The 12,622-nt window shown below is 63.9% G+C and carries 11 protein-coding genes; 8 read left to right on the top strand and 3 right to left on the bottom strand.

Annotated features, from left to right (window positions below):
* Positions 1-4: 4 nt before the first annotated feature.
* Complete coding sequence (locus tag D8767_RS20530; protein WP_016714803.1) at positions 5-1,123, bottom strand: carbon-nitrogen hydrolase family protein; 1,119 nt, start codon at positions 1,121-1,123, stop codon at positions 5-7.
* Positions 1,124-1,314: 191 nt separating this feature from the next.
* On the opposite strand from D8767_RS20530, the gene D8767_RS20525 reads away from it, so the two are divergent.
* Together D8767_RS20525 and D8767_RS20520 are read left to right on the top strand one after the other, a co-directional pair.
* Complete coding sequence (locus tag D8767_RS20525; protein ID WP_016714804.1) at positions 1,315-3,351, top strand: NADPH-dependent 2,4-dienoyl-CoA reductase; 2,037 nt, start codon at positions 1,315-1,317, stop codon at positions 3,349-3,351.
* Between the two features lie 52 nt (positions 3,352-3,403).
* Positions 3,404-4,294: a 1-aminocyclopropane-1-carboxylate deaminase/D-cysteine desulfhydrase gene (locus tag D8767_RS20520; RefSeq protein ID WP_016714805.1), complete on the top strand. Its 891-nt coding sequence runs from the start codon at positions 3,404-3,406 to the stop codon at positions 4,292-4,294.
* Here D8767_RS20520 and D8767_RS20515 read toward each other — a convergent pair.
* Complete coding sequence (locus D8767_RS20515; RefSeq protein WP_016714806.1) at positions 4,285-4,830, bottom strand: cytochrome b; 546 nt, start codon at positions 4,828-4,830, stop codon at positions 4,285-4,287. The two genes, D8767_RS20520 and D8767_RS20515, sit on opposite strands and share 10 nt — an antisense overlap.
* 135 nt (positions 4,831-4,965) lie before the next feature.
* On the bottom strand, positions 4,966-5,898 hold the full coding sequence (locus D8767_RS20510) for a DUF1853 family protein (protein WP_028699289.1): 933 nt from the start codon (positions 5,896-5,898) through the stop codon (positions 4,966-4,968).
* Between the two features lie 88 nt (positions 5,899-5,986).
* Between D8767_RS20510 and D8767_RS20505 the strand changes: the two genes are divergently transcribed.
* Genes D8767_RS20505 through pepN form a run of 6 tightly spaced genes read left to right on the top strand, consistent with a single transcriptional unit; the run spans position 5,987 to position 12,518 of the window.
* Entirely contained in the window at positions 5,987-6,877 is an 891-nt protein-coding gene (locus tag D8767_RS20505) for an NAD(+) kinase (RefSeq protein ID WP_008090067.1), read from the top strand.
* Positions 6,877-7,848, top strand: a complete 972-nt coding sequence (locus tag D8767_RS20500) for a metallophosphoesterase (protein WP_016714807.1) — start codon at positions 6,877-6,879, stop codon at positions 7,846-7,848. The genes D8767_RS20505 and D8767_RS20500 overlap by 1 nt, the downstream gene beginning before the upstream one ends.
* Positions 7,845-8,747 (top strand): rhomboid family intramembrane serine protease, encoded by a 903-nt coding sequence (locus tag D8767_RS20495; protein WP_016714808.1) that lies wholly within the window; start codon positions 7,845-7,847, stop codon positions 8,745-8,747. Before D8767_RS20500 ends, D8767_RS20495 begins: the two co-directional genes overlap by 4 nt.
* Before the next feature lie 13 nt (positions 8,748-8,760).
* Positions 8,761-9,021, top strand: coding sequence for a YeaC family protein (locus D8767_RS20490; RefSeq protein WP_016714809.1), 261 nt, complete (start codon positions 8,761-8,763; stop codon positions 9,019-9,021).
* Complete coding sequence (locus tag D8767_RS20485; protein WP_016714810.1) at positions 9,018-9,848, top strand: DUF2797 domain-containing protein; 831 nt, start codon at positions 9,018-9,020, stop codon at positions 9,846-9,848. The genes D8767_RS20490 and D8767_RS20485 overlap by 4 nt, the downstream gene beginning before the upstream one ends.
* Positions 9,849-9,860: 12 nt before the next feature.
* On the top strand, positions 9,861-12,518 hold the full coding sequence (gene pepN, locus D8767_RS20480) for an aminopeptidase N (protein WP_016714811.1): 2,658 nt from the start codon (positions 9,861-9,863) through the stop codon (positions 12,516-12,518).
* The last annotated feature ends 104 nt before the right edge of the window (positions 12,519-12,622 follow it).

The raw sequence follows: 12,622 nt of genomic DNA, 5'->3' as shown, positions 1-12,622 counted from the left end.
GGTGTTACAGCCACAGGTTCAGCAGGCGGGCACCTGGGCTTGGGGTGCCCACCAGCAACTCACCCGCCTGGTGGGCGAAGCCTTGGCCATCACTGCCTTGCTCCCAGAACTGCCCACGCATGAACACGCTCATGCTGCTGACACTGGCCCCGGCCGCCTCGGTCAGGCGTTGCCAGGCGGTCTGTTCGCTGACTTCGCCACGCTTCAAGGGCAGACCGGCGGCGGCGTGCTGGTGGCGGTTGCCACGCCATGGCGCTTCCCAGCTGCTCTTGCCGCTGAGAAACGCCGGGTTGGCGACCAGTTGTACCGCTTGTTGCGCCAATTGCCGATGGTTTTCCGGGTACCAGCTGTCACTGCCTATCAGCACCCCCAGCCGCCCGGCAGGTGTTTGCACGACCTGCAACGGGTGCTTGCGCCCATTGTGCACATAGCGGCGCATTTCGCTGTCAGGGAACTGCTGGTGTTGTGGCTCGCTCAGTAGCGAGCCGTCGCCAGCAAACACCATGCTGCTATTGAACAGCGGGCCACTACCGGCGTGCAGCACGCCCTGTTTCACGTAAGGTGCAGGCAGCACGATGGAGCCGGCCACCAGGGTAACGCCGAATTCCTTGGCCAGGCCGCCGAACAACTGCTGATAGTCTGCGGCCATTTGCTCAGCCTTCATGCGCAGGTGCGCATCGGCGCGCCAGTCATCGCCGTCGGCGCCGAGCATGGCCAGGCCATAGCGTAGCGGGTTGCTCAGCTCCAGCCATTGCAGGGCCTCGCGGCTCTGGGTCACCTGATACAGTTCGTTTTTCTCACCGCGCGCCCACAGCCAGGTGCCGATGTGCTCCGGCAGCACCACTACCGTGCGCGGGTTTATCAGTCCTTGTGCGCGGGCCTGTTCGAGGTAAGCGGCGAGCTTGCGGTGCAGGCGCTGCAGGTTCTGGTAGTCACCGGGGTACAGCAGCGGCTCGACGCCCAGCAGGTTGCCGTGTTCGCCTGGCACGCCATGGTTCAGTGCCAGCTCGATGCGCAGGTCGGACAGGTAATGGCCTTCCGGGCGCTGTTGGGTCCAGAAGCCATAACCACAGAGGGCGGCGAGGAAGACCAGCGCCAGGGCGCCAGCAAGCAGTTTTCGCATGAAGCAGGGCTGCGCCTTGGTTACGAGGGTTCCTTAGGGTAGTCCCGCTGTATGCCAGGATCAATAACTTGTCAGTTTCGATCATTGAGCCAATTCAAACGGCTGTTTAATGTCGCTGACAGACAAACGACAGGCCCCGCTGACCGGTGAGGTGCCTGCATACCGTGATCACGCCACCAGGGGACCTTTCCATGGCCGCCGACCGCTACCCGCACCTGCTTGCCCCGCTGGACCTGGGCTTCACCACCTTGCGCAACCGCACCCTGATGGGCTCGATGCACACCGGCCTCGAAGAGCGCCCCGGCGGTTTCGAGCGAATGGCTGCGTACTTTGCCGAGCGCGCCCGTGGTGGCGTTGGCCTGATGGTAACGGGCGGCATCGCGCCCAACGATGAAGGCGGGGTGTATTCCGGTGCGGCCAAGCTCAGCACCGAGGAGGAGGCCGACAAGCACCGTATCGTCACCGAAGCGGTACATGCCGCAGGTGGCAAGATCTGCCTGCAGATCCTGCATGCCGGGCGCTATGCCTACAGCCCGCGGCAAGTGGCACCCAGTGCGATCCAGGCGCCGATCAACCCGTTCAAGCCCAAAGAGCTGGACGAGGCGGGCATCGAGAAGCAGATCGCCGACTTCGTCAACTGCGCGGTACTGGCCCAGCGTGCCGGTTACGACGGTGTCGAAATCATGGGTTCAGAAGGCTACTTCATCAACCAGTTCCTCGCGGCCCATACCAACCACCGTACCGACCGTTGGGGCGGTAGTTATGAAAACCGTATGCGCCTGGCGGTGGACATCGTCAGCCGGGTGCGTGGTGCGGTAGGGCCGAACTTCATCATCATCTTCCGCCTTTCGATGCTCGACCTGGTGGAAGGTGGCAGCACCTGGGACGAGATCGAACTATTGGCCAAGGCCATCGAGCAGGCTGGCGCGACCCTGATCAACACCGGCATCGGCTGGCACGAAGCGCGTATCCCGACCATCGCCACCAAGGTGCCGCGTGCAGCCTTCAGCAAGGTCACCGCCAAGCTGCGTGGTGCGGTGAGCATTCCGCTGATCACCACCAACCGTATCAATACCCCGGAGGTGGCCGAGGCCGTATTGGCCGAGGGCGATGCCGACATGGTCTCGATGGCCCGGCCATTCCTCGCCGACCCGGATTTCGTCAACAAGGCGGCAGCCGGGCGTGCCGACGAGATCAACACCTGCATCGGTTGCAACCAGGCCTGCCTGGACCACACCTTTGGTGGCAAGCTGACCAGCTGCCTGGTCAACCCCCGTGCCTGCCACGAAACCGAGCTCAATTACCTGCCTGTACGGGCCGTGAAGCGCATTGCCGTGGTGGGGGCCGGCCCGGCGGGTCTGGCAGCGGCCACCGTGGCAGCTGAGCGTGGCCATTCGGTCACCCTGTTCGACGCTGCCAGCGAGATTGGCGGGCAGTTCAACGTCGCCAAGCGGGTGCCAGGCAAGGAGGAGTTCCATGAAACCCTGCGCTACTTCCGCAACAAGGTGAAAAGCACAGGCGTGGACCTGCGCCTGAATACCCGTGTCGATGTGCAGGCATTGGTGGACGGTGGCTACGACGACATCATCCTGGCCACCGGTATTGCCCCACGCACCCCGGCCATTCCCGGTGTCGAACATGCCAAGGTGCTCAGCTATCTCGACGTACTGCTTGAGCGCAAGCCGGTGGGCCAATCGGTTGCGGTGATTGGCGCGGGTGGCATCGGCTTCGATGTGTCCGAGTACCTGGTGCATCAGGGGGTGGCCACCAGCCAGGACCGTGAGGCGTTCTGGAGGGAATGGGGTATCGATACCCACCTGGAAGCACGCGGTGGTGTGGCCGGGGTCAAGGCCGAGCCGCATGCCCCGGCGCGGCAGGTGTACCTGTTGCAGCGCAAGAAGTCCAAGGTGGGTGATGGCCTGGGCAAGACTACCGGCTGGATTCACCGCACCGGGCTGAAGAACAAGCGGGTGCAGATGCTCAATAGCGTTGAGTACCTGGGTATCGACGATGCCGGCCTGCACATTCGTGTGGCGGATGGCGAGCCGCAGGTGTTGCCGGTGGATAACGTGGTGATCTGCGCCGGACAGGATCCGCTGCGTGAATTGCAGGACGGGTTGGTGGCGGCAGGGCAGTCGGTGCACCTGATTGGCGGCGCCGATGTGGCCGCCGAGCTGGATGCCAAGCGGGCGATCAACCAAGGCTCAAGGTTGGCGGCTGAGCTCTGAAAATCTCCGGGGCCGCACAGCGGCCCCGGGGTTTCACTGGTAAACTCGCAACATGTTCTTCGACCTCCCCCAAGCCCCTCTGCAACCCCTGAACCTCCCTTGGCTGCAACAAGCCCAGGTCAAAGCCGCCATCCTGCGCCTGGACCTGATCGACCCACTGATCAGCGGTAACAAGTGGTTCAAGCTGCGCCATCACCTGCAGCAAGCCAGAACCAGCAAAGCCCCGGGCCTTATCAGCCTAGGTGGCAACCATTCCAACCATCTGCATGCCCTGGCCGCCGCCGGCAAGCGCTTCGGCTTCGCCACCGCCGGCCTGCTAAGGGGTCACGCCCAGGACACACCCACTGTGCGTGACGTGAAGGCATTGGGCATGGAACTGCACTGGTTGGGCTATGGTGGCTACCGCGCGCGCAACGAACCAGACTTCTGGACCCCGTGGCAGGCACGCTACCCCGGCTGGCACTGCATCCCCGAAGGTGGCGGCGGGCTGGCCGGCGCACAAGGTTGTGCCCTGATCATGGAGCAGGCGCGCTCACAAATCACGGTACTGGGCTGGTCGGATTATGACGCCTGGTGGCTGGCTGCTGGCACCGGTACCACGTTGGCCGGCCTGGTGCTGGCGGAGGCGGGCGCACATGCCGTGCATGGCGCGTTGGCCGTACCCCGGGACCACGGTGTACCCGAGACGGTGGCAGCCTTGGCTGGCGGCCACGGCTACCAGCTTCACGATGCCTGCCGTGGCGGCTTCGGCAAGTTCGACGATGACCTGCTGGCCTTTATCGCCGAGTGCGAGCAACACAGCGGCGTACCGTTCGAAGCCCTGTACACCGGCAAGGCCCTGCTGGCCTTGCGTGAGCAGGCGGGTGCCGGGCTGTTCGCGCCCGGCACCCGCCTGATCGTCGTGCACACCGGTGGCCTGCAGGGCCGGCGCGGTTACTTGTAAGGCAGCATGCGCAGCAGCGTGTTGTCGCGCTGCACATAGTGGTGGTAGAGCCCGGCCAGCGCGTGCAGGCCGATCAGCCAGTAACCCCAGCTGCCAACCCGTTCATGCCAGCCCTTGATGAATTTGGCCTGGTCCGGGTCCGGGCCGATCAGGTGGGGCAGCTCCAGGCCGAAGAACGGTACCGGTTTGTCGGCGGCGCTGAGGATCAGCCAGCCGGCCAGCGGCAGGCCGATCATCAGCAAGTACAGCGCCAGGTGCATCAGGTGCGCAAGGCCGGTTTGCCAAGCCTGCGGCTTGGGCACGATCGGCGGGGTTGGGCGGCTCAGGCGCACGGCCAGGCGCAGCCAGACCAGCACGAACACACTGAGCCCGAGCATGAAGTGCAGGTCTTTCATCAGGTTGCGTTCAACGCTGTCTTTAGGGAACAGGCCGCGCAGTTCGATAAGGGCGTAGACAGCGGCCAGCAGCACCAGCATCAGCCAATGCAGGGCGATGGACAGGCGCGCGTAGTGGGTCGTGGGGGTGGATGAAACCATGATCGGTCCTCGTCATCAGGTCGGAATGGCGCTCTTTTTGGCGCTCAGGTATTACTTTAATGGCTACCGGGAACGAATCTTTGCGCTAGGTCTGTGAAAATTGTGTTGCCTGTGTCGGCCCTTTCGCGGGCGACTTCATGCTTCGGGGGAAAATGGCCAACTATCAGCCACCAGAAACACCCGCTCCCTTTCCTGCCAGGCGCCATCAGCATCAGGCTCCAACCTCACCAGCAACTGCGCCGGTGCCTGGCGCTCCAACACATGCAACCAGGCCGCAAACTGCTCCACCGCCCAGCATTCACCTGCCTCCACCCGCGCCGGTGCCAGCCAGGCATGCCGCTGCAATGGCTGCCAATGCTCACCCTCAGCCATGACCCAGTCCCGCCTCCGTATCCAGCGCCCACGCAAGTGCTGCGGGTTGGCGCCCGTCGGTGGCTCGGCATGCCCCGGCCATGGGTAGAACAGATAACCCCCCAGCCATACATGGGCCTGCACCTGCCCAACCCCCAACCCGGTCAACAGCTCGCGGCTGTGGGCCCCGTTCGACATGGGCAACTGATGCCCCGCCAAGTGCGCAAGCTTGCTCCCCAGCCGGTCATGGCACCCAGGCCCCAACCAGGCATGCGGGTCGTGCCCGGCGCCTTCCGGCCCCAGGTACAGCTTGATCGCCAGTTCCAGGTGGTGCACGCCGTCACGGTCGCGCAACACCATATCCAGTTCGCCCAGCGTGCGTCCGGCATCTCGGATCGGCAGGTTTGCTGCCAACAGCTCGATGCCCGGCGCCTGGCCCAGGGCGAATTGCCACAGACGTTCGTAGTAATGCCCCAGCCGCCGGCTGCCCAGCTTCGCCAGCCAGTCTTGCAATGGCCGGTCATCTTCATCCAGCGCCCGCAACCACTGCTCAAGGTGCTGCGGCTGCTGCGCCCACAGGCTACCCGCCAGCGGGTGGCGCTGGGGGCAGGGCGGGGCGCTGAGCAGGGGCGGCGACAGTAGGGCCCAGGCCAAGTCGCGTACCGCAGGGCGGCGCAGGTGCCGGGGCAGGTCATGTAGATGCATGAAAGGCGTCATGCAGCGAGCATAGCCGGTTTGCCGCTACCCGGTGGTTTCGCCCATAATCGGCCCATCGTCACCCGCCGCAGAGCCTCGCAGGAGCCCCATGGAGCAATTTCGCAATATCGGTATCATCGGTCGCCTTGGCAGCTCGCAGGTGCTCGACACCATTCGCCGACTGAAAAAATTCCTCCTCGAGCGCCACCTGCACGTGATCCTCGAGGACACCATCGCCGAAGTGCTGCCCGGCCATGGCCTGCAAACCTCCACCCGCAAGCTGCTGGGCGAAGTCTGCGACCTGGTCATCGTGGTCGGCGGCGACGGCAGCCTGCTGGGCGCTGCCCGCGCCCTGGCCCGTCACAACATTCCGGTGCTGGGCATCAACCGTGGCAACCTGGGTTTCCTCACCGACATCCGCCCCGACGAACTGGAAGAAAAAGTCGCCGAGGTGCTCGACGGCCACTACCTGGTGGAAAACCGCTTTCTGCTGCAGGCCGAAGTGCGCCGCCACCATGAAGCCATCGGCCAGGGCGATGCGCTGAACGACGTGGTGCTGCACCCGGGCAAGTCCACGCGCATGATCGAGTTCGAGATCTACATCGACGGCCAGTTTGTCTGCAGTCAGAAGGCCGACGGCCTGATCGTCGCCACCCCCACCGGCTCCACCGCCTATGCGCTCTCGGCCGGCGGCCCGATCATGCACCCCAAGCTGGACGCCATCGTCATCGTGCCGATGTATCCGCACACCCTGTCGGGCCGGCCGATCGTGGTCGATGGCAACAGCGAGCTGAAGATCGTGGTGTCAAAGGATCTGCAGATCTACCCACAAGTGTCCTGTGACGGCCAGAACCACTTCACCTGCGCCCCAGGCGACACCATCACGGTCAGCAAGAAGCCGCAGAAGCTGCGCCTGATCCACCCGCTGGACCACAACTACTACGAGGTCTGCCGCACCAAGCTCGGTTGGGGCAGCCGCCTGGGGAGCAGGGACGACTGATGTTCGATCCGGCGCGAAGTTTCGACATCATCGGTGACGTGCACGGTTGTGCGCTGACCCTTGAACGCCTGCTCGACGCCCTCGGTTACAAGCGCGTGGCCGGCGTATGGCGCCACCCGCGGCGCATGGCGCTGTTCCTGGGCGATATCGTCGACCGCGGGCCACGCATCCGCGAGGCGCTGCATATCGTCCACGACATGGTCGAGGCCGGCCAGGCGTTGTGCATCATGGGCAACCACGAGTACAACGCCCTGGGTTGGGTTACCCCGGCGCTGCCCGGCAGTGGCAAGGCCTACGTGCGCGAGCACACGCCACGCCACGCCCGGCTGATCGACGAAACCCTGACCCAGTTCGCTCACCACCCCGGCGACTGGCACGACTTCGTCAACTGGTTCTACGAGCTGCCACTGTTCGTCGATGCCGGGCGCTTCCGCCTGGTGCATGCCTGCTGGGACCCGCGACTGATCGAGCCGTTGCGCCAGCAGTACCCCGACGGGCGCATCGATGAACACTTCATCCAGGCTTCGGCGGTGAGCAACAGCTTTGCTGCTACCGTGTGCAACCGCCTGTTGCGCGGCACCGACATGCGCCTGCCGGACGGCCTGACCCTGACGGGCGGTGATGGCCTGACACGCGCCTTCTTCCGCACCAAGTTCTGGGAAGAAGACCCGCAAACCTATGGTGACATCGTGTTCCAGCCCGATGCCCTGCCCGAAGAGGTGGCCAGCACCCCGCTCAGCCACAGCCAGAAGAACGCCTTGTTGCGCTACGACGAAGACGAGCCTCTGCTGTTCGTCGGCCATTACTGGCGTAGCGGCCGCCCGGCGCCGATCCGCGCCAACCTGGCCTGCCTGGACTACAGCGCCGTGCTCTACGGCAAGCTGGTCGCCTACCGGCTGGATGATGAAACCCGCATCGACCCGCACAAGTTCGTCTGGGTCGACGTCGACCGCCCACAGGCCAACCAATGAACATTATCGAAGTGATGCGCCTGCCGCTGTCGGTCGACCTCAGCGGCTTCGTCCACCTATTGCAGCGCCTGCAGGTGCCGCATCGGGTGAGCGAGGAGGGCGATGCCCAGGTGCTCTGGGCCCCCGACACCCTCGCCGAAGACGTGCTGCAACTCTACCAGCGCTACCCTGACGGCAACGCAGACATCCAGGCAACCGACGAACCTGAGGGCGCGGGCTTGTCGGGGCGCCGAACCGCCGCGAATAGCCCCACACAACCCTCCCTGGTAGAACAAGCCAAAGCCTGCAAGGTGACCACCCTCATCCTGCTGCTGTGCTTCATCGTCGCCGGCCTTACCAGCCTGGGGGACAACTTCACCACCATCAGCTGGTTCACCTTCCTCGACTTCCGCGTCCAGGGCGATTACCTGTACTTCAGCCCGCTTGCGCAAACCCTGGACGCAGGCCAATGGTGGCGGCTGGTCTCGCCCATGCTGCTGCACTTCGGTGTGCTGCACCTGGCCATGAACAGCCTGTGGTACTGGGAGCTGGGCAAACGCATCGAATTGCGCCAAGGCCCCTGGATGCTGCTGGGCCTGACCCTGCTGTTCAGCCTGGTGTCCAACCTGGCCCAGCACTACACCAGCGGGCCGAGCCTGTTCGGCGGCCTGTCCGGCGTGCTGTATGGCCTGCTCGGGCACGTGTGGCTGTTCCAGTGGCTGGCGCCCAACCGTTACTTCAACCTGCCCAGGGGCGTGCTGGTGATGATGCTGATCTGGCTGGTGGTATGCCTCACCGGCGTGGTCGGCACCCTGGGCCTTGGCCAGATCGCCAACGCTGCCCACGTGGGCGGGCTGCTCATCGGATGCCTGACCGGGCTCTTGGGCGGGGCGCTGGCCCGGCGTAAACTGTCGGCTTGAATCAGGAGACACTATGTCCACTTTCGCGCAAATGATCGAAAACATTACCCCGGAAATCTACGAGAGCCTGAAACTGGCCGTGGAAATCGGCAAATGGTCGGATGGCCGCAAGCTCACCGCCGAGCAGAAAGAGCTGTCGCTGCAGGCCGTTATCGCCTGGGAGATCAAGAACCTGCCTGAAGACCAGCGCACCGGCTACATGGGCCCGCAGGAGTGTGCGTCGAAGTCCGCGCCGATCCCCAACATTCTGTTCAAGTCGGACTCGGTACATTGATCGAACTCGCTCGTGGCTCGTTGAGCAAAATGGCGGTAAGCCTGCAGGCACCCGTGGTGCAGTACCGCTTGCGCCTTGATGACACGCAGGTCCCGGTCAACCCGCTGATCGGCCAGCGCCTGCGCCTGGAATACCTCGGCGCCATTCATTGCAGCCATTGCGGCAAGCGCACCAAGACCAGCTTCAGCCAAGGTTACTGCTACCCGTGCATGACCAGGCTGGCCCAGTGCGACGTGTGCATCATGGCCCCGGAAAAATGCCACTACGACGCCGGCACCTGCCGTGAGCCTTCGTGGGGCGAACAGTTCTGCATGACCGACCATGTGGTCTACCTGGCCAACTCGTCGGGGATCAAGGTCGGCATCACCCGCGCCACCCAGCTGCCTACCCGTTGGCTCGACCAGGGCGCCAGCCAGGCCCTGCCGATCATGCGCGTGGCCACCCGCCAGCAGTCCGGCCTGGTCGAAGACGTGCTGCGCAGCCAGGTGCCGGACCGCACCAACTGGCGTGCGCTGCTCAAGGGCGATGCCGAAGTGCTCGACCTGCCGGCCATTTGTGAGCAGATTTTCGATGCCTGTGCCGACGGTTTGAGCGCGCTGCAAGCGCGTTTCGGCTTGCAGGCGATTCAGCCGCTGCCCGACGCCGAAGTGATACAGATGAATTACCCGGTCGAGGCCTACCCGAAAAAGATCGTCAGCTTCAACCTCGACAAAGACCCGGTGGCCGAAGGCACGCTACTGGGTATCAAGGGCCAGTACCTGATCTTCGATACCGGTGTGATCAATATTCGCAAGTACACGGCCTACCAGCTGGCCGTGCTCCAGTAAAAGGACCTCTACATGCGTACCGAACAACCGCAAGTGATCTACCTCAAGGATTACCAGGCGCCCGAGTACCTGATCGACGAGACGCACCTGACCTTCGAGCTGTTCGAGGACCACACCCTGGTTCACGCGCAACTGGTGATGCGCCGCAACCCGGCGCGCGGTGCCGGGCTGCCGCCACTGGTGCTCGATGGCCAGCAACTGGAGTTGCTGCGCGCTTCGCTGGATGACCAGGAACTGCACGCGGCTGACTATCAGCTGGACGTCGACAGCCTGACCGTGCACCCCAAGGCCGAGCGCTTTACCCTCGACACCAGCGTGAAGATCCACCCCGAAAGCAACACTGCGCTGGAGGGCCTGTACAAGTCGGGCAAGATGTTCTGCACCCAGTGCGAGGCCGAGGGCTTCCGCAAGATCACCTACTACCTCGACCGCCCGGACGTCATGAGCACCTTCACCACCACGGTGATCGCCGAGCAGCATCGTTACCCGGTGCTGTTGTCCAACGGTAATCCGATCGGCAGCGGGCCGGCAGAAGATGGCCGCCACTGGGCGACCTGGGAAGACCCGTTCATGAAGCCGGCCTACCTGTTCGCGCTGGTGGCCGGTGACCTGTGGTGCGTCGAGGACACCTTTACCCGCCAGTCTGGCCGGGATGTGACCCTGCGTATCTACGTCGAGCCCGAGAATATCGACAAGTGCGACCACGCCATGGTCAGCCTGAAGAAGTCCATGCGCTGGGACGAAGAAGTCTATGGCCGTGAGTACGACCTGGACATCTTCATGATTGTTGCGGTCAACGACTTCAACATGGGCGCCATGGAAAACAAGGGCCTGAACATTTTCAACTCCAGCTGTGTGCTGGCCCGTGCCGAAACCGCCACCGACGCCGCGCACCAGCGTGTCGAAGGCGTGGTTGCCCACGAGTACTTCCACAACTGGTCGGGCAACCGCGTCACCTGCCGTGACTGGTTCCAGCTGTCGTTGAAGGAAGGCTTCACGGTGTTCCGCGATGCCGAGTTCAGTGCCGACATGAACTCGCGTACGGTCAAGCGTATCGAAGACGTCGCCTACCTGCGTACCCACCAGTTCGCCGAAGACGCCGGCCCCATGGCCCACCCGGTGCGCCCGGATAGCTTCATCGAAATCTCCAACTTCTACACCCTGACCGTGTACGAGAAGGGCGCCGAAGTGGTGCGCATGGTCCGCACCCTGCTGGGCGCCGAAGGCTTCCGCAAGGGCAGCGACCTGTACTTCGAACGCCATGATGGCCAGGCGGTGACCACCGACGACTTCATCAAGGCCATGGAAGACGCCAACGGTGTCGACTTCACCCAGTTCAAGCGCTGGTACAACCAGGCCGGCACCCCGCGCCTGGAGGTCAGCGAAGCCTATGATGCTGCCGCGCAGACCTACAGCCTGACCTTCCGCCAGAGCTGCCCGCAAACGCCGGACAAGGCCGAAAAACTGCCGTTCGTGATCCCGGTGGAACTGGGCCTGCTGGACGCCGAAGGCAATGACCTGCCGCTGCGCCTTGTTGGTGAAGCGGCTGCTGGCGGTACCAGCCGTGTGCTGTCGGTGATTGAGGCTGAGCAAACCTTCACCTTCCAGGGCATTCCGGCCAAGCCGCTGCCCTCGCTGCTGCGTGGCTTTAGCGCCCCGGTGAAGCTGAGCTTTCCGTACGACCGCGACCAGCTGATGTTCCTGATGCAGCACGACAGCGACGGCTTCAACCGCTGGGAAGCGGGGCAGCAATTGTCGGTGCAAGTGTTGCAGGAGCTGATTGGCCAGCACCAGCGCGGCGAGGCGCTCAAACTCGACCAGCGCCTGATCACCGCCCTGGGTACCGTGCTGGGTAACGAAGCGCTGGACCCGGCCATGGTGGCCGAAATGCTTTCGCTGCCGGGTGAGGCCTACCTCACCGAGATCAGCCAGGTGGCCGACGTAGATGCCATCCACGCCGCTCGCGAGTTCGCCCGCCAGCAGATCGCCGAACAGCTGTTCGACGCCCTGTGGGCGCGTTACCAGGCCAACCGTGAAGTGTCGCGCAGCACCGCCTATGTGGCCTCTGCCGAGCACTTCGCCCGCCGTAGCCTGCAGAACATCGCCCTGTCGTACCTGATGCAGAGCGGCAAGCCGCAAGTGCTGGAAGCGACCCTGGAGCAGTTTGACCAGTGCGACAACATGACCGAGCGCCTGACGGCGCTGGCGGTGCTGGTCAACTCGCCGTTCGAGGCTGAACGCGCCAAAGCGCTGGACACCTTTGCCGAGCACTTCAAGGACAATCCGCTGGTCATGGACCAGTGGTTCAGCGTGCAGGCGGCCAGCGCGCTGCCGGGCGGGCTGGCGCGGGTCAAGGCGCTGATGCAGCACCCGGCGTTCACCCTGAAGAACCCGAACAAGGTCCGTGCGCTGGTGGGGGCTTTTGCCGGGCAGAACCTGGTCAACTTCCACGCGGCGGATGGTTCGGGCTATCGCTTCCTGGCGGACCTGGTGATCGAGCTGAATGCGCTGAACCCGCAGATTGCCTCGCGCCAGCTGGCGCCGCTGACCCGCTGGCGCAAGTATGATGACGCGCGTCAGGCCCTGATGAAGGGTGAGCTGGAGCGGATTCTGGCCTCGGGTGAGCTGTCCAGTGATGTGTATGAAGTGGTGAGCAAGAGCCTCGCTTAAGTTTGGTAGAAACTGGGGCCGCTCAGCGGCCCCGGCTTTTTCAGACCGACAACAAAACATAACACCCCGCCCGTTGTAATCCCGCAAACATCCCCGCTACGATC

This window comes from Pseudomonas sp. LTGT-11-2Z, from assembly GCF_003691445.1.
GTDB classification, from domain to species: Bacteria; Pseudomonadota; Gammaproteobacteria; order Pseudomonadales; family Pseudomonadaceae; genus Aquipseudomonas; species Aquipseudomonas monteilii.
This window is presented reverse-complemented; position numbering and strand designations above follow the sequence as displayed.